Origin of the sequence: Gottfriedia sp. NPDC057991, assembly GCF_042886615.1 — a bacterium.
Lineage (GTDB): Bacteria > Bacillota > Bacilli > Bacillales > Bacillaceae_G > Gottfriedia.
This window is the reverse complement of the sequence record NZ_JBHVQN010000001.1, coordinates 536909-558105: the sequence shown is the minus strand read 5'-3', so window position 1 is coordinate 558105 and position 21197 is coordinate 536909. Positions and strand designations below refer to the sequence as shown.

26 protein-coding genes are annotated in these 21197 nt (G+C 33.7%); 13 read left to right on the top strand and 13 right to left on the bottom strand.

Annotated elements, in window-relative coordinates; genetic code table 11:
• Positions 1 to 2: 2 nt before the first annotated feature.
• The 4 genes from megL to ACFVR2_RS02635 all read right to left on the bottom strand — a co-directional run bounded on the left by megL (position 3) and on the right by ACFVR2_RS02635 (position 4156).
• The gene (gene megL / locus ACFVR2_RS02650) at positions 3 to 1199 is read right to left on the bottom strand and encodes a methionine gamma-lyase (RefSeq protein ID WP_387358675.1); all 1197 of its coding nucleotides are present in this window, start codon (positions 1197 to 1199) and stop codon (positions 3 to 5) included.
• Positions 1200 to 1657: 458 nt separating this feature from the next.
• A complete protein-coding gene (locus ACFVR2_RS02645) occupies positions 1658 to 1789 on the bottom strand; it encodes a hypothetical protein (protein WP_268875886.1) in 132 nt (43 codons plus the stop codon).
• 537 nt (positions 1790 to 2326) lie between these two features.
• Positions 2327 to 2995, bottom strand: a complete 669-nt coding sequence (locus ACFVR2_RS02640) for a response regulator transcription factor (RefSeq protein ID WP_387358673.1) — start codon at positions 2993 to 2995, stop codon at positions 2327 to 2329.
• A 21-nt stretch (positions 2996 to 3016) separates the two neighbouring features.
• Positions 3017 to 4156 carry a sensor histidine kinase gene (locus tag ACFVR2_RS02635; RefSeq protein ID WP_387358671.1) on the bottom strand — a complete coding sequence of 380 codons (1140 nt, stop codon included), beginning with the start codon at positions 4154 to 4156 and terminating at the stop codon, positions 3017 to 3019.
• Between the two features lie 182 nt (positions 4157 to 4338).
• On the opposite strand from ACFVR2_RS02635, the gene ACFVR2_RS02630 reads away from it, so the two are divergent.
• Positions 4339 to 4884 (top strand): CcdC protein domain-containing protein, encoded by a 546-nt coding sequence (locus tag ACFVR2_RS02630; RefSeq protein ID WP_387358669.1) that lies wholly within the window; start codon positions 4339 to 4341, stop codon positions 4882 to 4884.
• Positions 4885 to 4969: 85 nt separating this feature from the next.
• Here ACFVR2_RS02630 and ACFVR2_RS02625 read toward each other — a convergent pair whose 3' ends face one another.
• Positions 4970 to 5668 (bottom strand): aspartate/glutamate racemase family protein, encoded by a 699-nt coding sequence (locus ACFVR2_RS02625; protein ID WP_387360429.1) that lies wholly within the window; start codon positions 5666 to 5668, stop codon positions 4970 to 4972.
• Positions 5669 to 5849: 181 nt separating this feature from the next.
• Between ACFVR2_RS02625 and ACFVR2_RS02620 the strand changes: the two genes are divergently transcribed.
• The gene (locus tag ACFVR2_RS02620; RefSeq protein ID WP_387358667.1) at positions 5850 to 6389 is read left to right on the top strand and encodes a helicase; all 540 of its coding nucleotides are present in this window, start codon (positions 5850 to 5852) and stop codon (positions 6387 to 6389) included.
• Between the two features lie 3 nt (positions 6390 to 6392).
• Here the strand turns inward: ACFVR2_RS02620 and ACFVR2_RS02615 are convergent, their stop codons facing one another.
• Positions 6393 to 6761, bottom strand: coding sequence for a DUF4180 domain-containing protein (locus ACFVR2_RS02615; RefSeq protein ID WP_387358665.1), 369 nt, complete (start codon positions 6759 to 6761; stop codon positions 6393 to 6395).
• 214 nt (positions 6762 to 6975) lie between these two features.
• Here ACFVR2_RS02615 and ACFVR2_RS02610 point away from each other — a divergent pair, with 214 nt between their 5' ends.
• Positions 6976 to 7386, top strand: coding sequence for a barstar family protein (locus ACFVR2_RS02610; protein ID WP_387358663.1), 411 nt, complete (start codon positions 6976 to 6978; stop codon positions 7384 to 7386).
• A 176-nt stretch (positions 7387 to 7562) separates the two neighbouring features.
• Here ACFVR2_RS02610 and ACFVR2_RS02605 read toward each other — a convergent pair whose 3' ends face one another.
• Positions 7563 to 8060, bottom strand: coding sequence for a DinB family protein (locus ACFVR2_RS02605; RefSeq protein ID WP_387358661.1), 498 nt, complete (start codon positions 8058 to 8060; stop codon positions 7563 to 7565).
• 463 nt (positions 8061 to 8523) lie between these two features.
• Between ACFVR2_RS02605 and ACFVR2_RS02600 the strand changes: the two genes are divergently transcribed.
• The 3 genes from ACFVR2_RS02600 to ACFVR2_RS02590 all read left to right on the top strand — a co-directional run bounded on the left by ACFVR2_RS02600 (position 8524) and on the right by ACFVR2_RS02590 (position 9854).
• Positions 8524 to 8910, top strand: coding sequence for a hypothetical protein (locus ACFVR2_RS02600; RefSeq protein WP_387358659.1), 387 nt, complete (start codon positions 8524 to 8526; stop codon positions 8908 to 8910).
• A 69-nt stretch (positions 8911 to 8979) separates the two neighbouring features.
• Positions 8980 to 9150 (top strand): hypothetical protein, encoded by a 171-nt coding sequence (locus ACFVR2_RS02595; RefSeq protein ID WP_387358657.1) that lies wholly within the window; start codon positions 8980 to 8982, stop codon positions 9148 to 9150.
• A gap of 269 nt (positions 9151 to 9419) precedes the next feature.
• On the top strand, positions 9420 to 9854 hold the full coding sequence (locus tag ACFVR2_RS02590) for a hypothetical protein (protein WP_387358655.1): 435 nt from the start codon (positions 9420 to 9422) through the stop codon (positions 9852 to 9854).
• 240 nt (positions 9855 to 10094) lie between these two features.
• Here ACFVR2_RS02590 and ACFVR2_RS02585 read toward each other — a convergent pair whose 3' ends face one another.
• Complete coding sequence (locus ACFVR2_RS02585) at positions 10095 to 10922, bottom strand: oxidoreductase (protein ID WP_387358653.1); 828 nt, start codon at positions 10920 to 10922, stop codon at positions 10095 to 10097.
• Positions 10923 to 11101: 179 nt separating this feature from the next.
• Between ACFVR2_RS02585 and ACFVR2_RS02580 the strand changes: the two genes are divergently transcribed.
• Entirely contained in the window at positions 11102 to 11668 is a 567-nt protein-coding gene (locus ACFVR2_RS02580) for a TetR/AcrR family transcriptional regulator (protein ID WP_387358651.1), read from the top strand.
• Positions 11669 to 12146: 478 nt separating this feature from the next.
• On the opposite strand, the gene ACFVR2_RS02575 is transcribed toward ACFVR2_RS02580, so the two are convergent.
• On the bottom strand, positions 12147 to 12752 hold the full coding sequence (locus ACFVR2_RS02575) for a class D sortase (RefSeq protein ID WP_387358649.1): 606 nt from the start codon (positions 12750 to 12752) through the stop codon (positions 12147 to 12149).
• A complete protein-coding gene (locus ACFVR2_RS02570; protein ID WP_387358647.1) occupies positions 12749 to 13732 on the bottom strand; it encodes a processed acidic surface protein in 984 nt (327 codons plus the stop codon). The genes ACFVR2_RS02575 and ACFVR2_RS02570 overlap by 4 nt, the downstream gene beginning before the upstream one ends.
• 291 nt (positions 13733 to 14023) lie before the next feature.
• Here ACFVR2_RS02570 and ACFVR2_RS02565 point away from each other — a divergent pair, with 291 nt between their 5' ends.
• Positions 14024 to 14539 carry a GNAT family N-acetyltransferase gene (locus ACFVR2_RS02565; RefSeq protein ID WP_387360427.1) on the top strand — a complete coding sequence of 172 codons (516 nt, stop codon included), beginning with the start codon at positions 14024 to 14026 and terminating at the stop codon, positions 14537 to 14539.
• Between the two features lie 289 nt (positions 14540 to 14828).
• Complete coding sequence (locus ACFVR2_RS02560) at positions 14829 to 15320, top strand: DinB family protein (protein ID WP_387358645.1); 492 nt, start codon at positions 14829 to 14831, stop codon at positions 15318 to 15320.
• A 148-nt stretch (positions 15321 to 15468) separates the two neighbouring features.
• On the opposite strand, the gene ACFVR2_RS02555 is transcribed toward ACFVR2_RS02560, so the two are convergent.
• A complete protein-coding gene (locus ACFVR2_RS02555) occupies positions 15469 to 15918 on the bottom strand; it encodes a DUF1569 domain-containing protein (RefSeq protein ID WP_387358643.1) in 450 nt (149 codons plus the stop codon).
• A 371-nt stretch (positions 15919 to 16289) separates the two neighbouring features.
• Here ACFVR2_RS02555 and ACFVR2_RS02550 point away from each other — a divergent pair, with 371 nt between their 5' ends.
• From ACFVR2_RS02550 to ACFVR2_RS02540, 3 genes are all read left to right on the top strand, one after another.
• On the top strand, positions 16290 to 16925 hold the full coding sequence (locus ACFVR2_RS02550) for a pentapeptide repeat-containing protein (RefSeq protein WP_387358641.1): 636 nt from the start codon (positions 16290 to 16292) through the stop codon (positions 16923 to 16925).
• Between the two features lie 81 nt (positions 16926 to 17006).
• Entirely contained in the window at positions 17007 to 17891 is an 885-nt protein-coding gene (locus ACFVR2_RS02545) for an RCC1 domain-containing protein (RefSeq protein WP_387358639.1), read from the top strand.
• 119 nt (positions 17892 to 18010) lie between these two features.
• Entirely contained in the window at positions 18011 to 18529 is a 519-nt protein-coding gene (locus ACFVR2_RS02540; RefSeq protein ID WP_387358638.1) for a cysteine hydrolase family protein, read from the top strand.
• Between the two features lie 173 nt (positions 18530 to 18702).
• Here ACFVR2_RS02540 and manA read toward each other — a convergent pair whose 3' ends face one another.
• A complete protein-coding gene (gene manA, locus ACFVR2_RS02535) occupies positions 18703 to 19647 on the bottom strand; it encodes a mannose-6-phosphate isomerase, class I (protein WP_387358636.1) in 945 nt (314 codons plus the stop codon).
• Positions 19648 to 19670: 23 nt separating this feature from the next.
• Positions 19671 to 20543 (bottom strand): ROK family protein, encoded by an 873-nt coding sequence (locus tag ACFVR2_RS02530; protein ID WP_387358634.1) that lies wholly within the window; start codon positions 20541 to 20543, stop codon positions 19671 to 19673.
• 419 nt (positions 20544 to 20962) lie between these two features.
• Here ACFVR2_RS02530 and ACFVR2_RS02525 point away from each other — a divergent pair, with 419 nt between their 5' ends.
• The gene (locus ACFVR2_RS02525; RefSeq protein WP_387358632.1) at positions 20963 to 21178 is read left to right on the top strand and encodes a hypothetical protein; all 216 of its coding nucleotides are present in this window, start codon (positions 20963 to 20965) and stop codon (positions 21176 to 21178) included.
• Positions 21179 to 21197 lie beyond the last annotated feature (19 nt).

Genomic DNA, 21197 nt, shown 5'->3' with positions numbered 1-21197 from the left:
GATTAACATACTGTATTGCTACTAGATTTAAGTAAAGCTTGTTGTAAGTCCGCAACGATATCTTCCCATGCTTCTAAGCCAACTGACATGCGTAGCATATTTTCTGTTATGCCCATTTTTTCTCGTAACTCTTTTGGAACGACTGCATGTGTCATCGTCGCTGGATGCTGAACTAATGTTTCTGTATCACCTAGACTTACCGCTATTTTTATCATTTCCAAATGGTTAATAAATTCCTGTGTTTCTTCCTTTGTCCCGTCAAATGTAAATGCGAAGACTCCACCACCTTTTTTCATTTGCTTACTTGCAATAAAATAATTTTGATTTTTAAAATCTCCTGGGTAGAATACATCCTTTACCATTGGATGAGATTGTAAAAATGAAACGACCTTTTTTGCATTTTCACATTGACGGTCCATTCGAACTGCTAATGTCTTTAATCCTCGAAGCAACAGCCATGCATCAAATGGTGACATAATCGCACCTATATCTTTTCGGATAGGGGTCATTCGATCAGCTTGCTCTTTTGTTTTACAAACAACAATTCCTGCAACTACATCACCATGACCACTAATATATTTCGTTGCACTATGTAGCACAATGTCACAGCCTAGTGTTAATGGCTTTTGTAAATAAGGTGAGCAAAAAGTATTATCAACTACTACGGTAATATTATTTTTCTTCGCAACTTCGACAACCATTTCAATATCAATGACTTTCATTGTAGGGTTGATCGGTGTTTCAATAAATATAACTTTCGTATTTTCTTGGATTATGTTATGGATTTCTTCTTCAGTATCCATTTCGCAAAAGTTATGTTCAATTCCAAATTTGCTCTCCAGCATTTCTAAAAATCCATACGTACATCCGTATATGCCTTTTGAACATAAAATATGGTCTCCGGTGGAAATTAAAGAGAAAATTGTAGCAGATACAGCAGCCATTCCAGAACCAAATGCTAACGCTACTTCTCCTTTTTCTAACGCGGCCATTCGTTCTTCCAAAATTTGAACGGTTGGATTTCCTAACCTTGAGTAAATAAAGTCATCTCTCTCTCCAGCAAAGGACTGTTCTCCATGTTGTGCAGTTGGAAATGTATAGGTAGATGTATGAAATAATGGAGGAGTTAAACTCCCTTGATACTCACTAGTTTTGTAGCCTTCGTGAATCAACTTTGTATCAAACTGATTTTTCTTCATTTCTAATTAGCCTCCTTAATTAAGTGTGTGTTGGTCAAACGTTAATTAAAGCAAAAAAACAAAAATGAAAACCCTTACAAATTATTCACTTAGACTACTTCTATTTATGGGAAAGTAATACCTTTAAACAGGCCTTACTATAGGTAATATTACATAATTTTAAACCAGCATAATACTCAAATATAAAATAGAAAGAACCAAAATAATCTGTTTTATATTAGTTCTTTTTAATTATTTATTATAATTTTTCTACCTATCTTTTTCCCTATTACATTTCCGTCAGTAGAGCTTTTACATTACCTGATTTGATATTCCCAAATATTTAGACTAACATTTTCAAACAAAAAGGAATCAGCCTCTTTAATTAAGCTGATTCCTTTATCTTAATAGCTAATGTAAAAAAGTACTCTCTATAAAATTAGAAAGTACTTTTTTATTTTCAAATTAATTTCATTTCATTAATCTTCTAACCACTTAAGAATTTCATCAATTCCAATCGCTTCTTCAACTTCTGGAAATTTCTTAATAAAATTTAAATCGGTATCATTTGGAATCAATTCATCAAATTCGTTTGGGTCATGGACGCTCATTGAATACACCTCTTTAGTAAATTTTATTTAATTTTTGTATTGTTAACAAACATACTTAATAAAATACATATCCAATTTTTTATGAAGAAGTACTTCGATTAACTAAATGAATTAATAATAATAGTTCGTAGTGTTTTTATTTTTTCCTCTTTTTTTATCATAAAAAATCTTGTACAAAATAGTTCATCGACTAGAACAAACTCTTTCTTTTTACCATTTAATATTATATCTATTAAATTAGATGTATTTTATGATCACATTTATTACCGAGTCTATATAAAAAAGATCTTCTACAACATTTTATTACTGATTATAAAGTCATCCCTATAATTTCTTCTAGCCTAAATTTAATCTAAAATTAGCAAAATTCAATTCGAAACTTCTTTTCCTAAATTATCCTTTCCACTTTTTCCTCCGAATTGATTTTAAAAGTAATACAAGCCATTATGAAAAATTTCATTTATGTAGATTTCGGTCCAATTAAAGTAGGTGTTATCTCAGATAGAAATAACATCTACTTTTTATTTACATTCCTTGTTACTTCACCATTCCATTCCTAAGCGCCGTTACGACTACTTGTGTTCGATCTTCACAGCCAAATTTTTGTAATATACGATGGACATGTGATTTAACAGTACCTTCCGTTATAAATAATTTCTTACCGATTTGATCATTTCGAAGTCCATAGGCCATTTCCTGGAGGATTTCTTGTTCACGATCCGTTAGTTTTTCGATTAGTATTGATTCATCTTTTTTACCTGGGACAGCAAATCCAGAAACAATCGCTCTAGAAAGTGCATTTGCTGCAAGAGTTGTTTTAAAAATAGCTTCACCTCGATAGGCTGAGCGAATCGCATCAAGCATTTCCTCAACTTCAGCATCCTTTAATAAAAATCCTACAGCTCCTGATCGAATTCCTTGGTAAATATATTCTTGATCATCAAATGTAGTTAAAATAACAATTTTCGTCGTAGGTAATAGTTTCATTATTTCTTTTGTAGCATCTATTCCTGAAAGATTTGGCATCTGTATATCCATCAGAATGACATCTGGGAGTTTTTCTTTTGCTAACTTGATTGCTTCTAATCCGTCTGATGCCTCACCAATTAAGTTCATATCATCTTGTAGATTTATTACATAACGAAAGCCTTGCCTAATCATCGTTTGGTCATCAACTAGTAAGACCTTTATTTTTTCATATGACATATTTTCTCCCCCTTTCCTTCGTCACAATGGTATTTTTGCAACGATTTCAAAGCCATGTGGAAAAATAACTGAATAGGAAAGACTACCATCCATTTTCTCGAGTCTTTCTCTCATTGATTTTAATCCAAATCCTTCACTAATTTTTTGAGCATTTTCTAAATCCCCATTATCCCTAATGGTCATATTGATACCTTCAGATTCCTTTCGCAGGACAACGTCTAGTTTTGTAGCTTGAGAATGCCGTATAACATTTGTAATAGATTCTTGTAAAATTCTAAACAGTATTTTGTACACCTCGACGTCTAATTCAACATCACCAATTTCTGCCTTAAAGGAATATTTACTAGCTGATGAGGACTCCATATGTGTTAGTAAAGTTTCTAATGTGCCAATGGCAGATTGAGGAAAATCATCAGCAAGTGAATGAACCGATTTACGTATATCATCTAAACCTTTTCGAGCAACTACTAACATATCCTTTAAACTTTGTTCGGCTTGATTTGGATCCTTTTTTATCATATATTGTACAGCTTGCATTTGAACGATGATGGAAGTTAAACTATGTCCCATGGCATCATGAATATCCCTTGCAATTCGATTTCTTTCTTCTAGAATTGCATTTTGCATAGCAGTAGAAGACACTTCTTGTAGCTGACTGTACGCTTTTTCTAAATTAACGACATGTTGTTTATTCAATGCATACATTTCATTTCGCTGCATTCTACTTCGAATATTTAAATAAATAATAATTGAGATCAAAATATAGGTTAAAACGTTTAATAAATCTTGGTGTCCGAATCGCGTATAGATTAAAGCAATGACAATCATAACGATAATTGATGTAATCGGAGTCCTCGATAAAGATGACCGGATAATCGTTACATGAAACATAAATGCTAAAAAATACAACACATTTATTTCTTTAAACAAAATTAATCCGACCAATGCTTCAATCACCATAATACTAAGTGCAATAACTAAATTTACATTCGACCATTTATCTTTAGGAATCAGTAAAATACAAGTTAAAGTAACCCAAATAACTAAATAAAATGCCGTTTTAAGAGGTGGTCCACTAAATAATTTCCCTGTGCTCATGAAAATTAAAATAATAGTGGCACCTATAATTGGTCTTAATAAGAAGACATTGTTCTTCTTCAAAATAAACTTACTCCTCTCATTTCCCTTTAAAAAATTCACTCTTAATTTTAATCAATATTCTTCCTGTTTTCCTCTATCTCTAGTTATAGACTTTATGAATAAATTTCTATCAAATAGAAGTCGATTCAAAATAAATAAAAGAATATCATATGAACATACAATACAAATTAAGGAGAAAAACAATGAATCAACAATATATTTTTATCGGAATCATTATTTTACTTTTAGTTTATCGCATCTTTAAAAGGGTCCGTCGAAGTATCGGATGGCAGCAATTAAATAAGAAGAGAATGCGTATAAGTACAATTATCTTCTTTATAATTGGCGCATTAATACTATTTCAAGGTGGTATAAAACCAATTATTTTAACATCAGATGTTATTGGTATTTTAATTGGCATTGGGCTTGCTTATTTCGCTTCAATCAAAACAAATTTTGAAAATAGAAATGGAGCATGGTTCTATAATACAAATATTTGGATTAGCGGTTCTGTTACTCTACTATTCTTCGGTCGCTTAGTTTATCGAATTTATGATATTTATTCAATTGAAAAACTAAATGGATTACAAAATGATGTTTTATCTAACAGATTACAAAACATGGCTTCTGGCTGGTCTGCAGGGCTAATGCTAATCATGTTTGCCTATTATATTGTCTTTAATTTATACATGATTCGGAAAGAGAAAACACTTGCTCAAACAAACAACGATTTCCCTATTGAAGGTTAATTACTATACTCTCCGCTGAATTAGTTCGGTGTTGTAAAATATGAAAACCCGCAAGGAAATTTTATACCTTGCGGGTTTTCTTTTATTATTTAATACCTAAAGCAAAGTCCACAGCACTTTCAGCATGAATTCTTGTCGTATCAAAAACGGGGATACTGCAATTTCCCTGAGAGATTAACATCGTTATTTCAGTACATCCGAGAATAACTGCTTCAGCTCCTTGCCCTATTAAATGAGCGATTATGTTCAAATAAACTTGCTTAGATTCTTCTTTCACAATCCCAAGACACAGTTCCTCATAAATAATATTATGTACAAGTTTTCTTTCAGCTTCATTTGGGACAATAACATCTAAACCAAACTGCTCAATTAATCTTCCTTTATAAAAATCATGCTCCATTGTAAATGCTGTCCCTAACAAGGCAACTTTTTTAATTCCATTATTTACAATTTCTTTAGCAGTTGCATCAGCAATATGTAATAAAGGAATTTGGACCGATTCTTCAACCTCCTTTGCCATCTTATGCATTGTATTCGTACAAATTACAAGACACTCTGCTCCACAAGTCTCCAACTTTCTAGCAACTTCAACCATAATTTTCGTTAACTCATTCCATCGATTCTCAAACTGAAGCGTTTTAATTTCTTGAAAATCGACTGAATACAGTAAGCTTTTTGCGGAGTGATGGCCGCCAAGTTTTTCTTTCACTCGTTCGTTCATAATTTGATAATACAGTAATGAAGACTCCCAACTCATACCACCAATTAGCCCAATTGTTTTCATCATCATTCAACTCCAATTTCTTTAAAATTTTTACTCATTTGTTCATCAAAAAAATCAAGAAATGAATTAAAAGCTCCTATGTAAAATTAATACCTATTATTCTCTCTTAGTTTAACAAGGAAATTTAACGAGAACTATAGAATATTTAAGCACAATAAATAAGTTGTAGGAGTGAACACAAATGCATATTGAAAAAGAAAAAATATACCCTAATTGTCCATTTATCACTAGAATAGTAGAAGTTGGTGGACTTACGAAATCCCAGTTAATCGAGAAATTAAAACAATCCTCTATCGCGATGAATGAATATGGTGAGATGCTATTAAAAGATGATCACTTTACACTATCAAATACAAAGTACAGTCTTCAAACTATTGAAGTAAAGGTTAGCGATTTTGGATTTTTAGAAGGAGCAACAACACCTCAAATTTATAAAAAAGCAAAGGAACTAAATTTGGAATTGTGCCCTCTTGAGCTAGGACCTTATATAAGACTATCATATTTAGATCAGCCAGAAGGTTTTATAGGGATTTCTGTAAAACAACATCAAGCTCCATCCGGTTCAATTACAATTGCATCTGAGGCATTATCTGAAGATGAAGATTTTCCGAAAGGTTTTTACATTAGACGGATTAATGGTGTACTATGGCTTCGCGGATACCGTGCGGATCATCTCCACGTTTGGAATAACGATGATCATTTTATCTTTTGTCAAAATTAGTGATTATTTTGCTTTAGATAATTTATCAATCGCTTCTTGTTCTGATGAAACAAAAAATACATTATTCCCTTTATTACACTCATAAATGAAATCTTTTAGTGCCTTACTAGTATAACTAGAAAAGTCACCTATAATCGCAAACTTAATATTGTAGTTAACGAACTTTTGAAGCACCGCACCCGCAAGTTTCGTACTAAGATTGAAAAAATCTTCTGAAATTGCTTCTTTGTAAAGTGCTATACGATTACTTCTATGATCATAACTTATTGTCATAATCAAATCTAAAGCACTTTGTTCATCCATAAGTACTACTGAGTCTGCATTGGCGATTGCAATTATATGTCCGTTAGCTTTTGTTGTTCTAATATTCATCTACATATCTCCTTTTTAAAATTTTGATCATTTCTACTAGTTTAAAATAAAGATTGTGTAGCGTGAAGCGATACTTTTTTTATTCTTCTGGATGTTCATTAGATTACTGACTTTCTTGTGTGGCAGGATAGTTTAATAAGAAAAAAGGGATATAAATTTAAAAAGTTGAATTATTTTTAAAAAAACTATTAAAATCTAGTTGGGAGTTATCTAAATGATAAAGAATAAAATTTATAAAATAACATCACCAGAAATAAGTGAAATAAAAAAAGAAATGATACATGACCCTTCTTTATTTCTAGTTGAATTGGATGGAGAAAAAATCCACACCTGGGAGGAATATATCGTTCAAATTGAGAGGAAATTTGAATTTCCTACAACTTGTATAGATAGTATGGACAGATATCTAGATTGGATAAGGGATTTAGATTGGGTTGAAAAAGATAGTTTTGTAATTGTAATATACAACTATAATGATTTTTTAAGCTCTGAATTAGAGCTTAAGAACAAAATAATTAATGGATTTAAAGATACTATACTGCCTTTTTGGGAGGAAGAGGTGGAACGAGTTGTAGTTGTAGTTGAAGGTAAAGCTAAATCTTTTAAGGTTTATTTGGTTGAGTAAGAAAAATTTCACTATTAGTTATTCAACTAACGCAATACTTTAGTTGAATATGAATTTCTACTACTTTATTAAATTTCGATAGATACTTATACCACTTCTTATTCAACAAAGAGTAAACAGGAAAATAGGAGCCTCATTGGCTCCCATATGTTACGGAAATACTATTGATTCAAAGTTTAGGCTGGATATCCTCCTGTTGGTGGTGGCCAAGCACTAAATAATCTTCGTATTAATACGATTTCACCTAAATGATAAGAGTTGTGAGATGCAATATTTCGTAGTACTCCACCTGGTGATTCGCCCGGCCAATTTTCCAATGGTTTGTCCAATTGAACAGTTTGGGCAATCTTACATGCCTGTTCTATCCCCTGAAGAAAATATTGAATAACCTGTTTCCACTCTTCCTCATTACTTGGCCCCTCTTCAACAGGCCAGCTTTCTTTCACATCGGAAGGTATTTCAGGCTTCCCTCCTTGTGCGAATAATAAGAGAAATTCTTGCCAGTATGTCATATGTTTTACTAATTGATAAATAGTATAAGGTAGCTCTTCTATTCTTTTTCCTGCAAGATCCATGTTTATATCCAACAAAGCATTCTTGATAGGAAGATGACCTCGTTCTCCTCTTAATGATTTTATTAATGTGTCACTAAACGCTTTATTTGATTGCTCCATAAAACCGACTCCCAATATTTTTATTCTAATGTACTGAATTTATTATTCTTTATACTTTCTATTATCTGAATATATAATAGAAAAAATTAATAATCACATTAGTCAAATCGAATTTTCTATCAAAACCATATTACGATAAAGCTCCCAATCTTTAACTATTTTAGTAATTCTTCATTTCTGTTTTTAATTATACAGATTAGAGTAAACTCTAAGTCAATAGATAAATGAATGATTAAGAGCTTTTACATCTTCTTCAGCTACCATGGAAGTGTGATATAAACTTCCATTCACTGTGGTGAATCTGAGGATTCATGGTTGGCTAACGAATGCGTTAGTTGAACAACATGGTTGCTTTGGCACCTCTTTTTTTATTCAACAAAATGGCAGTTTAGTTGAACAAGGATTTCAGTAATTTATGTCGAATTAAATCTAAAAATAATGGTTTTCAAGAGAGAAGGATTAAATGAAAAATTTTTTATTTTCTTTTCTAGCATCGTTTTTTTCCTTTATTCTTATTAACTTAGTAATCGCATTATTTTATATTTTAAATGGTAGACATTACTCAGCCTCAGAATTAACTGATTTTGTAAGTGTATCCGTACTTGGAGCTTTATTCATATTAGTAGGATGTGCGTTGGGAGAAGGATTGTTCCGTATTCGAGTGAAACCAGCTAAACTTTATCATTTTATATTGTTAGGTTTGGTATATGGTGGAATTATATATGCACGTATTTTCTACGAGCCAAACTACGCAAGTTCTTCAGACATCATTTTTTTAATTGTGGTTTCATTGAGTGCCGCATTAGGCTCAGCAGTTTTTTATGTCTTTAGAAGAAAAGCTTTTATTTAGATAATATATGAACTTATGCAACTAACTGATGCTTTAGTTGTATTAGATCGTGCTTATTAGGAGGATTTAATGAAAAAATTACAACCCCTTCGAATTCAATCTGGATGGCAAGTATGCTACAACACATTTAAGGAATTAGATCCGCAAGAATTGAAAGATGAAAATGATGAAAACTGGTGGGATTTAAACGAGGATTTATTACAACTCAAAACAGTAGTAAGAATCTTATATTGGATTTAGGATGGTATGGGGGACATAATTTATATACTGGATTTTATAAATTATACTTAATTCAAAATTTAGATTGGGAAAATCCATTAGTAGAATTTATCTCAAAGGATAAAGATGAAGTCACAACTAAAATAGAAGAATTGTTAATTTCTTATTGAACGCATGCTTAAGTTGAATAGCAAGAACCATTTAAAGTGGTTCTTTTTTTGTTATTAAATGGCACATTGTTAATAACAATCGAGTTATTAAGGGAAGATAACACCAGAGGTGAGTAGAAAATGAAGATTAAAGTGATGATTTTTTTGTTCATTATGATGTTATCTTTCGGATCGATTGTAGGATACGCGCAACCTAAAAAGTGTCCTGTGTTAAGTGACTTAGACAAGATATCAATGAAGGATCAAAAAGAAGTAATTAAAGCCTTAGATACCTTAATACCAAAAACTTATGGTACAGGTTTAGAGGATCTTCCTGAAATTTATACGAAGTGGAATGTAGTTACGGCAAAGCCATTCCCTAAAACAGTTGGTGTGAAAGAAGAAGAAGATTATTTTGGAATGGCAAAATATTTTTGTGGGAAAGAAATTGCTGAAAAATCATGGCTTGTCCGTTTGGATTTCCCAAAAGCACCTGGAGCTAACTTAGCCCAAGGTCAAATATTTTTAGCTAAAAGTAAAGAAAAAGGATGGTTTGTTTGGTTTCGATACCACTAAAATGCTTATGCAACTACTATGGGGGTACGATATAAATTTCCATTCACTGTTGTGAATTTGAGGATTCATGAATGGCTAACGCAGTGCGTTAGTTGAATAAGGATGGACTGCTTCGGCGGTTCTTTTTGTTGCTCTAAATGGAAATGGCAGTTTAGTTGAATATGAAATGAAAAGACATTAATAAGAATAAACAAAAACAATCCCTAAAAAATAGGGATTGTTAGAAGACTCTGCTTTAGATTATTTAATCTTAAACATTTTATAAAGAATTTGGTCGAACATTCGATCAGATACTAATTTTCTCAACATCATCAAAGGTTTTGCAAACTGACCAGCTACATAACGAGTTCTTGGTTTCTTTGATTCAATCGCTTTTAAGACGATTTCTGCGATGACTTTAGGAGAAGTCGATTTAGGTGCAGTTTTTGACATATCTACGAAAGCTTTACTTATATTCGCATACGCGGTATTTCCAGATGTTTTTTGAACGTTATTTAATGTAATATCGTTCCATTCACTCTCAATTGATCCTGGCTCAATAACAATTACATCAATATTAAATTGAGCAACTTCAAATCGGAGGCAATCAGAATATCCTTCAAGTGCATGCTTTGTCGCATGATACCATGCACCTAATGGTGTATACACTTTTCCACCCATTGAGGAATTATTGATAATTTTTCCCGATTTTTGCTTTCTCATGTGTGGTAAGACTAATTGAGTTAAGCGACTAAGACCAAAAAGGTTCACTTCAAATTGTCTTCTTGCTTCTTCTATTGGCACATCTTCTACCGCACCATAGGAGCCATATCCTGCATTATTAAACAATACATCAATTCTCCCTTGTTCTTGAATAATTCTGTTCACACCATTTACCATAGAATGTTCATCTGTTACATCCATCGCTAAAATCTTAGCACCTTTTAATTCAAGGTCTTTCATCTTCTCTATACGTCTTGCGGCTCCATACACTATATATCCCTTTTCTAGTAGAAGTTCTGCTGTGGCTTTACCCATCCCCGCAGAAGCTCCCGTAATCAGAACAACGCCTCTTTTTTTCTCACTCACTTTTCTCACTCCTTCAATAATTATTCTTATATAAAATGTACCAATTGTGTCTAGATACACACTTGTGTCACTTGCTCAACTGAATTATAATGATAAATAGAAACTGAAGTCAATATGTTGAGCGTAAGTGATACAGATTTGAGAATTAGGGACATTTGTTTAAAAAGGAGTTAACCGCAATGAATAATGAAAAAAGCAATAATCCGATTTCGATTCGTTCGAGACAAATGATCATTCAATCACTGTTGAAAATAATGGAAGAAAAGCCTTATCAAAAGATATCAATTAAGGAAATTACGGATGCAGCAGGTTTAGTACGAAAAACATTTTATCGTAACTTCCTCTCTAAAGAGGAAGTGCTATATGAATACATTAGAGAGCTAATGCAAGAGGCTGATAAAGAATTTGAAGCTTTAAAATCGCTAACACCTTATTCAATGTCTTATCAATATTTTAAATTTTGGAATGAACACGTTCACTTTCTGAAACTTATTCATAAAAATGACCTTTTTATTATTTTGCTGAACCAATTGCAGGAATATGCACCTACCGTTTTTGTAAAGTTCAAAGCCGATTTAATGAACAATTTCGACGATACCTTTTTAACTTATTATACTGAATTCCATTCTGCTGGAATTTGGCACATGCTTGAAAAGTGGATTGATAGTGGTACAAAAGAAACACCTGAACAATTAGCTAAAATTTATTCTGATATAACATTAAACAATCCGCATTTAAAGAGTTAATTAATTTATGGAAAGAATTTTAGAGATTATAAAGAATATGTGAGGGGAAGAACATGCACGCATTATTATTAGGAGCAACGGGGGCTACGGGTAAAGACTTACTGAATTTATTGTTACAAGACGATACTTTCAACAGGTAGATATTTTTGTGAGGCGTGATCCAGGTATCCAACATACGAGTATCAGTTCCAGTTTGCTAAATTTGCTAGAGAAAACAATGTGAATAATTATGTATTGGTATCTTCCGGTTATTCGTCGCCAAATTCTCCCTTCTTTTATACAAGGATGAAGGGGCAGCTAGAAGATGCTATAAAATCTTTAGGGTTTCCCAAGTTGACAATTTTTAATCCCCCTCCGTGCACCCGTTATATGATAAGACCTAGGCTCGGCCGCACACGCATGTGTTAGTTGAAATGATTGTAGATATTTATAGATATTAGTTATTTCCCTCTTTTTTTTGCATAAAAAGAAAGCGACATTAAGTAGTCGCTTTCTGGAATGATGATAATTTGGCAACAAGCACATACCGCTTTGGCGCTGGTCCGATATAGTGGAACGGATAACATGTACTCACCGTGAGCGTTGGTTTGATCATGGGTACAATCACCGTTCGGTCCTCTTTGTCCACAATACGGATTTTATTCACCTTATACGTAAAAGTTCCAGCGCTTGTTTTGACGATGAGTGGATCACCGATTTTCACGGCACCAAGCTCTCTAAACACCGTGTCCCGATGACCAGCCAGAACGCTGTTGTCTCGTTCACCTGGTAGCACAGAATTGGCGTAATGGCCAATGCCTCGTGCGAGTTCATCTTCGTTTGTTCCTTCATAAATCGGTAGCGTTGCCTTGATTCGCGGAATGGATAAGGATCCCATTTCTTCACCTGTTTTCGGACGAGATGGGTATAAGACATTCTTTACACGCTTGGTCGCTTTTTCTTCGATTTGTTTGTGAAATGAGTCTTTTGACTGTTTATACAAAGCGTACGAAGTGAGCAGATGGAATCCGTTGGTTGAAAACAGGAACGCACCAACTGCGATTAAAACGACGCTTAAACTGGTCAGGATGGTTCGTTTTTTCATTGGAAACGTTTTTTACGAAGAACAAATCCAGCAGCCAGTAAGATAGCACCAACCATCGCCATTTCAGTTGTATCTGACGCTGTTTTTGGCAATTTGCCACCTTTTTCAGTATGGTGCGTTGTTGCTTTTTCACTTACTTTGTTGATGATGTCTTTTGAATCATTAATCAGACCATCTTCCATGTCACCTACATCCGCAAACATGTCATCAGATAGGTTCATGTCGAGTAATAAATTTCCATTCTCGTCAAGCACTCGTAACACATGACCATCAAGAGAAGTTAGCGCTAAGAAATCAAGCGGCTTCATGACATTACCTTTGCTGTCCGTTACTTTGAAATCGACTTTCATCGTTTGCTCTAATTCTTTCACCGTATTGATGTACAATGCCGTTTCAGCTGGTGTGAAATCTGTTGTATCTTTTTCACTTAATGATGCTATGTTGCCCATTAATTCGTCCATTTTATCAGCTGCTGTTGGGTCGTTTTCAAAGACTGTTTCTAAATGATTTGTGAGCGCATCTATTTCAGCTTGCGTGATCCCTATTTTTTCGAAATCAGAGAAATCACTCGCTAAACTAAGGTCGCCTGCATCATCTGATGAGTCTTCTGAAATCGCGATTAAGTACTCGATGTCACTTGTGAAAAGGTACGTATCAAGTAATGTAGAAGATGGGTCCATGTCATCTGATTCGATCGCTACTTTTGTGATTTCTGCTTCAGTTACGTGGTTTTTCGCTAAGATTGCCGCTAAATTTTTAGCCGTTAAACGATCGCCTAATGTTTCTTTTAATTCCGCTACTGTATCGTAATCATCTAATGAATCACCGTAGCTTTCTAAGTAGTTTTCTAACTGACTTTGTGTTAGGTGGATACTCGCTAAGTATGTATCTAAGTCAGATTGTTTTGGTGCTGCACTTGCAATTGCGCCTGGTGCAAGAAGAGCAGCCGTTAGAACGATGGATGCTGTGATCTTTTTCATTTCTATTTTCCCCTATCTTATTCCAATTTAATGTTTTTCACACAAAAATAAGTATAAAGGAAAAGCAAAAAAAGGAGAATCCTATTTTTTCAGAAGAAGAGAAATACTCCTCAGTTATTTGAAAGAGTCTCGTTTACAAAGGGGCTTATCGTTGAACAACATGATCGACTGTTTAGTCTATTTTTTTATCGTACTTAATGGCAGGTTTGTAGAAGAAGGATATTCCATTACAGAATAGAATATAAATAAAATGTTTAAGAAGGGGGAATGTAGTTGTCAATTTTAAAAGAAATGGGAAATTACGTTATTCGTACGGGAAAAATTGAAGATGCTGAAGTAATTTTAGACATACAAAAATCGGTAATTTGCGAAAGTGAATATCTTATTGCTTATCCAGAAGAGTTTACTAAAACTCCATCACAGCAGAGAGAATGGATACAGAGCAAATTAGAAAATGAAAATGAAACTATTATTGTTGCAGAAAAAGATGATGAAGTTATAGGGTGGATTGTATTTGAAAGTACCCAAAACAGGAAACGATTGTCACATACAGGTTATTTTGGAATGTTAATCAGAAACAATTTCAGAGGAATGGGAATTGGGAAAATGCTGCTCCAAACTTTATTAGAATGGGCAGAAAACAATCCTTTAATTGAAAAAGTAAGCTTAGGAGTCTTTTCAACTAATCATAGAGCAATTTCTTTGTATAAAAAAATGGGGTTCATTGAAGAGGGACGTAAAATTAACGAATTTAAATTTGGTGAAAATGAATATGTGGATGATATTCTTATGTATAAATTGGTTTAGTAGTTTAATGACACCAAAGAAAATAAGAAAAATATAGTAAGTTGTTCTCAAAGTTCAAGACTGTGAGGAAATGTACTCAAACTAGCGCATGCATTAATTGAACAACATGAGCCGCAAATAACATTTTTTTTATTCCAGTAAATAGCATAGTAGTTAAAGAAAGAACTGTTGTTAAATTTTACGCACCCCTTCCCTATCGTAGATTAAGGATTGGGCTCCTTAGATAGAAAGGCTAAGTATATTTTCACTGTTCTTTTTTCTGGAAATTTCAAAAAAGGAGGCTATACAATTGAGTAAAAAAGAAATCTTGCAAAATGGAGTCAAGCAAGTTTTTTACGAAGAAGAATGGTACCCACCGATTTCAGAAGCGTTAAAAAATCTAACCGCTGCACAAGCATGTTGGCAACCAGAAGGAAAGGCCAGTAATACAATTTGGGAAAATGCAAACCATTTACTAATCTTTAAAGAGCGCTTACTTTCCCGCATACATCAAGATAATAAATTTGTTGCTCCCCAAAATAACGATGACACATTTGTCCAAAGCGGACCTAATGATGATGATGCTTGGGAACAAACAGTGATGCGAACACTTCAAGTTCATGATGCCTTACAATCTACATTAGCCACCCTTCAAGAAGCAGAACTAGATCAACCATGCCCTTCTCTACCAGTTTGGCAGCAATATCAGAATATCCTTTTGCACGATGCTTATCATACTGGACAAATTATACAACTCCGCAAACTCCAAGGTTCATGGCCAGCTCATCGTTCATATTTATAAACGATGATTAAAATCGCCTGACTTTCACACCTAATGAAACAATTCAAATTAGCTTGCTACTACACAAATAAAAAACCAATTTTACAATTAAATTGAGAAATTGGTTTTTTGTCATTCACTTATGCTATTTTAAATTAAAATTTAATGACTAAACCCCAAACTGTTTTAAATGATGATCAAGATGCTTATAAATTCCTTTCCCCCATTCCTCGGAGCTAAATTTACCGAAAAAAGGATGTGGATGAGTTGTACATTTCTCTGGTCCATCATTTTGAAATGCAATAATTTTATGTTTCAGTTTTTCTCTTTCTGTTTCAAATTCTTTTTTATCTGTTATCAAAATGGTAGGAATAGTAGACATATTACGAGGTACCTGCTTATCATTATAAAAAATTGGTTTTGCATATCTTCCTACTAACCTTCCTAACCAACTTCTCGGGGGAAAAGAATTTCCCATTGCTATATCTTGAAATGATGAGCAATGAGCTAGCATTTGAGCAACATCCATTCTTCCCCATTGCGGTTGTATATTCGGTTTTAACTTGTCTATACGATTTAAAATTTCCTCTTTATGTGAATGATTAAAAATATTTTTCATAAGTGTATGCCCCTTTACATATTGCCTATTATTTATATTCCCCCTCATCTGCACTTAATCCTTGTTCAATTATCGCATTGCTTTAGTTGAACATCTCGAGTTACTAGCAGTTCGTTTTTTTATTTAAGTATATGCTAGGGATCGTTCAATAAAGTGTCATGTATGAATATAGAAAAAATCCATTTTAGGAATATATAGTTAATCTTACCTAAGCAAAAATCAGTTTATATACAGATAATTAATAAGCTCTTTTGTACACAAACCCTGTAAAATTAATAGTCTTTTTTTAAAAACCAAAAATCTTTATAGTAATGAGTAGTTAATCTAATAGATTTTAGTTTCATCCAACTTATTTAAAGAGAGGAATCACTATGAAAATCGATACACCTACTATCCCCAAAGAATTAATAGCTAGAAATTTTTATGACATTTTTTATGAAGAGGACCCAGAATTAGGTATGTGTGAGATCTCTGGCTCTGTTTTTGAAAATGAAGTTGTAGATCGAGTATATTTATATAAAGCGGTAATCAAGAATTGTAAATTTACGAATACAGATTTTAGAAATATCAGTATGACTGATGTATATTTTGAGGACTGTGATTTATCAAATTGCAATATGAGAAATTCTTCCATCCACAAAGTTGTCTTTAAAAATTGTAAATTATTAGGCACAAATTTTACGGAATCTAGCATTGGAAATGTACAGTTTGAAAATTCCGTTTTAAATTTGTCACTATTCGGAGATTCAAAACTAGAAAAAGTAATTTTTCGTGACTCTGTACTAAAAAGTACTGATTTTTATGATTGTAAATTCAAGAAAGTTGATTTTAATAGATGTGATATTGATGGAGCAAATTTTGAACAAACTTCTCTCAAAGGTATTGATATTAGTAGTTCTACTTTTAATGAATTAACAGTTTCAATTAGTAATTTAAACGGCTGTAAAGTTTCATCAAATCAAGCCATTCAATTTGCATCATTGATGGGGCTAATGATTGTAGATTAGAAGTTAAGTATTTGATTAAATCTAAAGTTTTTTAGTTAACATTACTATTTAAATCCTGTTAGTAATTGGAGTGATAAAAACATGGATTATACTTCCCCGAACGAAGCAGAGTTAAATGTGAAAACGTGGCCTAAAGATCCTATAGCAGCTGGTTATCGTCATACTGTCGGGCTTAAATCAGATGGTACTGTTATAGCTGTGGGTGATAATAAATATGGCAAACTAGAAGTAAACGATTGGCGCGAAATTGTGGCGGTTGCTACGGGTAACGCTCACACAGGTAATTCTCATACCGTTGGGCTTAAATCAGACGGTACTGTTGTGGCTGTCGGATGGAATAAGCATGAACAATGCAATGTAAGTGGCTGGTTTGATATTGTGGCGATTGCGGCGGGTTGGCGTCGTTCCGTCGGACTTAAATCAGATGGCACGGTTATTGCTGTAGGTCGAAACAACGATGGGCAATGCAATGTAAGTGATTGGCACAACATAGTGGCGATTGCGGCAGGTGATTGGCATACCGTCGGACTTAAATCGGATGGTACAGTTACAACTGTAGGTAACAATCGGTATGGTCAATGTAAAATAAGTGACTGGCATGATATTGTGGCGGTTTCTGCGGGTTATCTTCATACCGTTGGGCTAAAATCGAACGGCACGGTTGTTGCAGTAGGATTAAATAAGGATGGTCAATGCGATGTAAGCGAATGGCACGACATTGTAGCGATTTCGGCTGGTAGTAATCATACGATTGGACTAAAATCGGACGGCTCTGTTATGGCTACAGGGTTGAATAGGCATGGCCAATGTAATGTAAGTGACTGGTCCGATATTGTAGCGATTTCGGCGGGTTGCACACATACGCTCGGACTTAAATCAAATGGCACGGTTGTTGCTGCAGGTAGTAATGAATTCGGTCAATGTGATGTAAGCAGTTGGCACGGTATCCAACTGGCCGGAAAATAGTTTTTAATTACAACAAGCAAAAATTTTCTGAAAATAACCTTCTCCTCTACTGATAATAATGATATATTTTCTACTATAAGGTGTAAAAAATATCCATTTTTCTAAGGGGAGATTTATAAATGAGAAAAACAGCTCTTTTAGTCATTGATGTACAGGCTTTTATGTTCTCCGAATCTAATCCCGTATATAACGGGGAAACGTTATTAAACAATCTAAACAAATTGATCGATAAGGCAAGAGCTACGAATACTCCAATCTTTTATATACAGCATTCTGAAGAAGGTTCTCCACTTGAATATAGTACACCTGGTTGGGAAATTCAGTCAGATATTGCTCCAATTGATGGAGATATCATTATCCATAAAACAACACCAGACTCATTTTTTAAGACGAATTTAAAAGAAGAGCTAACAAAGCAGGAAATTAATCATTTAGTCATGGCGGGAATTCAAACGGAAATCTGTGTTGATACAACAACTAGAAACGCCTTTGGAAATGGCTATGAAGTTACACTTGTAACGGATGCTCACAGTACATGGAATTCAGATGAGCTTACGGCTGAGCAAATTATTAAACACCATAATCAGACATTGCGATGGTTAGCTGATCCTAAAACTACTAGTGAAGTTGAATTTTAAAAGGCAGGCAGCTAATAAGCTGCCTTTATTTTGTTAACAAACGCTCGCTTTCTTCTCTGCTTTATATATCTGCGGTACTCATTTACGTATTAGGCAAATTCGCACCTCATAAGGCAAACGCTTGCATTCAGTCTGAAAATTTTCTGAAGGAATGCCTTTATTTCCTTTAATTCTCAAGTATGCGAAACAATTATTTCACAATCTCCATCTAAAATAAATTCCCCAAATCCAAAAGGGATGATGAAGTTCGATCCTTTTGATAAACTATATTCTTCTCCGCTATGGATCAGTTTTCCATTACCGTTTATTACACTTAATAGTAAATATTGATCATTATAGGTTAAATAAGCTTTTCCAGTAATATCCCATTTATATACGGTGAAAAATTCCGAATCTACAAATGTATTAATCTTTATATTTTCTTTTGCTTCCGTCTTAAATTCCACTTCTGTTTCTTGATGAGGAACTGTTGTTACATCAATTGCTTTGTTTAAATGAAGCTCTCTTAAATTTCCTTCATGGTCTTTTCGATCATAATCGTATACCCGATAAGTTGTATCAGAGCTTTGTTGTGTTTCTAATACGAGAGTTCCTTCACATAATGCATGAATCGTTCCACTTGGGACATAGAAAAAATCACCTGGCTTAATCTTTACTCGGCGAAGTAAATCTGACCATTCTCCTTCTTTAATTTGGCTAATTAGTTCTTCTTTTGTTTTAGCATTATGGCCAAATATCATATGTGCGTCTTCTTTACAGTCAAGAATATACCAGCATTCTGTTTTTCCAAGATCACCATTTTCATTAACTTTTGCATAAGAATCTTCAGGATGTACTTGAACAGATAAATCCATATTTGCATCTAATATTTTCGTTAATAGTGGGAAAACTTCTTCCTTTGGGTGACCAAATAATTCCGGTTGCTTTTTCCACAATTCATTTAATGCAGTACCTGCAAATGGGCCATTTTCAATAATTGACGCCCCATTAGAATGAGCTGAGATTACCCAGCATTCACCTGTATTTTCATTTGGTATGTTATAGTTAAAATCTGATTTTAAAGCTGTTCCACCCCAAATTCGTTCTTTAAATACTGGTTTTAAAAATAAAGGTTGCATGCTAATTTCCTCCAATAGGCTATTTAAACTAGTGCATTCTTATTTAATGCATTTTGTGCAAGCATAAGAGCTCCAATAATTCCAGAGTTATTACCTAAACTTGGTGGCACAATATACTCATTCAATTCTGGTAAACTAACATAATCGCAAACTAGCTCATTCAAATATTTGTAAACACTTTCAAAAACTTGCATTTGATTCATTACGCCCCCACCAAGAATGATTTTCTTAGGCGAAAGAATTAATATGTATTGCATAAGTGCTTGGGCAATGTAATATCCTTCTAAATCCCAAACCTCTTTTCGATCGATCAGATTTGAACCTATTTTCTCCCATCGCGCTTCAATTGCAGGTCCAGAGGCTAAGCCTTCTAAACAATCACGATGGTATGGACAGTTCCCTACAAACTTATCATTCGGATGACGTCTCACTAATATATGTCCCATTTCAGGGTGTGTGATTCCTTGAAGTAAATTACCATTTACGACAGCTCCAGCTCCTATACCCGTACCAATTGTTATATATAAACAGCTATCTAACCCTTTTGCTGCACCAAAAGTAGCTTCACCTAGGGCAGCAGCATTCACATCTGTATTAAATCCAATTGGAACTGAAAAATGCTGATTAATTGCTTGTACGAAGGGAAAGTCTTGCCATGCCATTTTAGGGGTTGATGTAATCAATCCGTAAGTAGAGCTTGCTTCATTTACATCGATCGGCCCAAATGATCCAATACCAATTGCTTTTATGGGATAGTTCTTAAAGAATTCGATTACTTGTGAAATCGTTTCTTCTGGCACAGTTGTTGGAAATTGAATACGCTCAATTAAATTGCCATTTTCATCTCCAATAGCACATACAAACTTTGTTCCACCTGCTTCGATTGCACCTAACATTTGCCATTACCTCCAATTAAAATCAACTAGTTAAACCTTACATTATTTAAAGTAGTTAGAAGCTCGCCTTACTTTTTTTGTATATAGAAACATTTTTAAAGAGAAACCATGCGATTGTTTTCACATATTCTTTTGGACGAAATATATTTTTTTATCCATATATACTTATGAAAGCTATATAAAAAATAAGACTCTATTCAAGTAACAAAAAAAGAAGCCCCTCTCTCTCGAGCGACTTCCTTTTTCGTAAATTTAAAACTAAACTCCAAACGCCTATTTAACAGATTTCTGCAATCCTAAGCTAAATAAATCCATGGAATTGCAAAACATATTTATTAAAATCAAACACTTGTCCATTTCTTTTTGCTTGTCCAAACATAGGATATCGAGATGAAATTAAAGGAAAAGGTAGTGTTATAATGGGTTGCAATTGTAATAACGAAAGAAATAATGAAAGAAATAACGAAAGAAATAACGAAAGAAATAATAATAGAAATAATAGAAGAAATAACGAGGTTACATTTAATGCGAAAATCACGGTTGATAAAGAAGAATTCTGTCGTGCAGTAGATCGTTGCGACGAAGAAAGAAGCGATAATTCTGGTCGTCGTAGTGACAGATGGTGGAACTTTTAATTTCAAAAAACAGAAAGTT

Coding starts and splice junctions, on each gene's coding strand:
- ACFVR2_RS02565 (WP_387360427.1), top strand. CDS start 14,024: ATGGGAAATTACGTTATTCGTACGGGAAAAATTGAAGATGCTGAAGTA.
- manA (WP_387358636.1), bottom strand. CDS start 19,647: ATGCAACCTTTATTTTTAAAACCAGTATTTAAAGAACGAATTTGGGGT.
- ACFVR2_RS02590 (WP_387358655.1), top strand. CDS start 9,420: ATGAAGATTAAAGTGATGATTTTTTTGTTCATTATGATGTTATCTTTC.
- megL (WP_387358675.1), bottom strand. CDS start 1,199: ATGAAGAAAAATCAGTTTGATACAAAGTTGATTCACGAAGGCTACAAA.
- ACFVR2_RS02530 (WP_387358634.1), bottom strand. CDS start 20,543: ATGTTAGGTGCAATCGAAGCAGGTGGAACAAAGTTTGTATGTGCTATT.
- ACFVR2_RS02610 (WP_387358663.1), top strand. CDS start 6,976: ATGATAAAGAATAAAATTTATAAAATAACATCACCAGAAATAAGTGAA.
- ACFVR2_RS02570 (WP_387358647.1), bottom strand. CDS start 13,732: ATGAAAAAGATCACAGCATCCATCGTTCTAACGGCTGCTCTTCTTGCA.
- ACFVR2_RS02555 (WP_387358643.1), bottom strand. CDS start 15,918: ATGAAAAATATTTTTAATCATTCACATAAAGAGGAAATTTTAAATCGT.
- ACFVR2_RS02630 (WP_387358669.1), top strand. CDS start 4,339: ATGAATCAACAATATATTTTTATCGGAATCATTATTTTACTTTTAGTT.
- ACFVR2_RS02645 (WP_268875886.1), bottom strand. CDS start 1,789: ATGAGCGTCCATGACCCAAACGAATTTGATGAATTGATTCCAAATGAT.
- ACFVR2_RS02620 (WP_387358667.1), top strand. CDS start 5,850: ATGCATATTGAAAAAGAAAAAATATACCCTAATTGTCCATTTATCACT.
- ACFVR2_RS02605 (WP_387358661.1), bottom strand. CDS start 8,060: ATGGAGCAATCAAATAAAGCGTTTAGTGACACATTAATAAAATCATTA.
- ACFVR2_RS02545 (WP_387358639.1), top strand. CDS start 17,007: ATGGATTATACTTCCCCGAACGAAGCAGAGTTAAATGTGAAAACGTGG.
- ACFVR2_RS02540 (WP_387358638.1), top strand. CDS start 18,011: ATGAGAAAAACAGCTCTTTTAGTCATTGATGTACAGGCTTTTATGTTC.
- ACFVR2_RS02580 (WP_387358651.1), top strand. CDS start 11,102: ATGAATAATGAAAAAAGCAATAATCCGATTTCGATTCGTTCGAGACAA.
- ACFVR2_RS02550 (WP_387358641.1), top strand. CDS start 16,290: ATGAAAATCGATACACCTACTATCCCCAAAGAATTAATAGCTAGAAAT.
- ACFVR2_RS02525 (WP_387358632.1), top strand. CDS start 20,963: ATGGGTTGCAATTGTAATAACGAAAGAAATAATGAAAGAAATAACGAA.
- ACFVR2_RS02640 (WP_387358673.1), bottom strand. CDS start 2,995: ATGTCATATGAAAAAATAAAGGTCTTACTAGTTGATGACCAAACGATG.
- ACFVR2_RS02615 (WP_387358665.1), bottom strand. CDS start 6,761: ATGAATATTAGAACAACAAAAGCTAACGGACATATAATTGCAATCGCC.
- ACFVR2_RS02575 (WP_387358649.1), bottom strand. CDS start 12,752: ATGAAAAAACGAACCATCCTGACCAGTTTAAGCGTCGTTTTAATCGCA.
- ACFVR2_RS02595 (WP_387358657.1), top strand. CDS start 8,980: ATGAAAAAATTACAACCCCTTCGAATTCAATCTGGATGGCAAGTATGC.
- ACFVR2_RS02625 (WP_387360429.1), bottom strand. CDS start 5,668: ATGAAAACAATTGGGCTAATTGGTGGTATGAGTTGGGAGTCTTCATTA.
- ACFVR2_RS02600 (WP_387358659.1), top strand. CDS start 8,524: ATGAAAAATTTTTTATTTTCTTTTCTAGCATCGTTTTTTTCCTTTATT.